Origin of the sequence: Streptomyces sp. NPDC032940 (assembly GCF_040636935.1) — a bacterium.
GTDB lineage: Bacteria > Actinomycetota > Actinomycetes > Streptomycetales > Streptomycetaceae > Streptomyces.
The window spans coordinates 1-1,320 of the sequence record NZ_JBEZVJ010000089.1 but is presented as its reverse complement, the minus strand read 5'-3'; the positions used below and the strand labels follow the sequence as shown (position 1 = coordinate 1,320).

Below are 1,320 nucleotides of genomic sequence, written 5' to 3'. Positions count from 1 at the left end.
AACGACGTCTGGTTCGGCTACCGGGCGACCGTCATGCCCGGCGTACGGATCGGCGACGGCGCCATCATCGCGGCCGGCGCCGTGGTCACCGCCGACGTCCCGCCCTACACGATCGTCGGCGGCAACCCGGCCAGGCCCATCAGGCAGCGCTTCGACGACGCCGACGTCGAACGGCTGCGGCGTGCCGCGTGGTGGGACTGGCCGGCCGACCTGGTCACCGAACACGCCCGCACCATCATGGCCGGAACCCCGGCCGACATCGAACGCATCGCCACCGAGCATGGACAGGGGAAGTCCCTTTGACCCAGATTTTCATCGACGAGCACGTGGCGGCCGACAGCGAGGCGGGACCCTACGCCCTCACCACCGGAACGGACGTTATGGTTCGCCGTCGTCCACAGCGGCCGGATCGGCCGCCTCGTCCCCGGTGAAGCCGATGAGCCACCGGCCCGACGTCGTTCCCGCACCCGCAAAAGTAGCTCCGCTGGCACCCGGGCACGCTGTACCTGCCTGGGTCGTACCGGCGCCCGCGGGGATAGCTCCGCCACCGTGGCGATGACCCAACTCCCCGCCGAGTCGTCTTCGCGCCTGCGGGGTAGCTCGGTGCCGAGGGGCTGTCCTGAAATCTGTGTATGCCCGGTGTGACTGGCTGGCATCGGGGTGATCGGTGCCGGGAAGGATCATGATGGGTGACAGGGATGAGCCCGGCAGGCGTTCGAGCGTCGTACGTATGGGGGCCGAGTTGACGCAGCGGCAGGTGCAGGATCAGGAGATCGCACGGCAGTTGGTCGAGCGGGCCCGGTCCGAGGGCGTGAATCTGGTCGGGCAGGACAGCCTGTTCAAGGGACTGTTGAAGATGGTCCTGGAAGGCGCTCTCGAGGCGGAGATGTCGGAGCATCTCGGCTATGAGAAGGGTGAGATCCGGCCGGCCGCGGGACCCCGAACGCGCGGAACGGCACGACGTCGAAGCGGGTGCGTACCGACATCGGTGAGGTCGAGCTGGATGTGCCGCGGGACCGGGAAGGCAGCTTCGAGCCCCAGATCGTGGCCAAGCACACCAGCGCAAGCTCGAGGGCTTCGACGAGGCCGTGCTCTCGCTTTATGCGAAGGGCCTCACGACGGGGGAGATCCAGCAACATCTCGCGGAGATCTACGACATGGATGTCTCACTGGCTGTTCTCTATCCGCTCGGGTGACCGGGTGGGGTTCGAACAGGGGCCTGGTTCGGGTGAGTCGGCCGGTGCGGGTGCATGGAAGAAGGGCCTCTTGGTAGCTCGCGGATGTCGAGTCCAGCGAGGATCAAGAGGCCCTGTTGTCGAA

The 1,320-nt window shown here is 67.2% G+C and carries 1 protein-coding gene and 2 pseudogenes; all 3 read left to right on the top strand.

What is annotated here, in order from left to right; genetic code table 11:
- Positions 1 to 303, top strand: a 303-nt coding sequence (locus AB0E77_RS34220) for a CatB-related O-acetyltransferase (RefSeq protein WP_361578928.1), incomplete at its 5' end; no start/stop codon positions are given.
- A gap of 645 nt (positions 304 to 948) precedes the next feature.
- Positions 949 to 1,047 (top strand): annotated as a pseudogene (locus tag AB0E77_RS34215) (transposase); the annotation flags it as partial.
- Between the two features lie 26 nt (positions 1,048 to 1,073).
- A pseudogene (locus AB0E77_RS34210) lies at positions 1,074 to 1,196 on the top strand (hypothetical protein); the annotation flags it as partial.
- Positions 1,197 to 1,320 lie beyond the last annotated feature (124 nt).